The 778-nt window shown below is 65.2% G+C and carries 1 protein-coding gene; it reads left to right on the top strand.

Annotated elements, in window-relative coordinates; translation table 11 throughout:
- The coding region (locus ACT84W_RS11085; protein WP_444329269.1) for an L-arabinose isomerase family protein at nucleotides 1-778 on the top strand (778 nt) is incomplete at both ends.

Here is a 778-nt window from a genome sequence, read left to right as displayed (position 1 = left end):
TGGACTTCATGAACCTGAACCAGGCCGCCCACGGCGACCGTGAGTTCGGTTACATCGTCTCCCGCCTCGGCATCAAGCGCAAGGTTGTCGTCGGTCACTACACCGATCCCGAGGTCGCCGAGAAGCTCGGCACCTGGGCCCGCGCCTGCGCCGGCTGGGATGCCTCCAACAACATGAAGGTCATGCGCTGGGGCGACAACATGCGTAACGTCGCCGTCACCGAGGGCGACAAGACCGAGGCTGAGCGCGTGTTCGGCGCCTCCATCAACACTTGGGCCGTCAACGAGCTCGTCGCTGCGTACGACGCCGTCAAGGACGACCAGGTCAAGGAGATCATCGAGGACTACAAGGCCAAGTACGACGTCGACCCGGCTCTGCTGGACGCCAAGTACGACTCCCTGTTCATCGCCGCCAAGGAAGAGGCCGCGATGGTCAACATGATGCGCGCCAACGGCTGCACCGCCGGCGTCGACAACTTCGAGGACCTCGGCGCTCTGCCGCAGCTGCCGGGCGTTGGCCCGCAGCGCTTCCCGTCCGAGTACGGCTGGGGCTTCTCCGCTGAAGGCGACTGGAAGACCGCCGTCCTCGTGCGCATCGGTGCCGTCATGGGCTACGGCCTTGAGGGTGGCGCCTCCCTCATGGAGGACTACTCCTACAACTTCACCGAGGGTGACGAGCTCGACATGGGCTCCCACATGCTCGAGGTTTCCCCGTCCATCGGCACCATCGCCAAGCCGAAGCTGGAGATCCACCCGCTGGGCATCGGCGGCAAGGCCGA

The sequence above is a fragment of the Paratractidigestivibacter sp. genome, from assembly GCF_052362415.1.
GTDB lineage: Bacteria > Actinomycetota > Coriobacteriia > Coriobacteriales > Atopobiaceae > Paratractidigestivibacter.
This window is presented reverse-complemented; position numbering and strand designations above follow the sequence as displayed.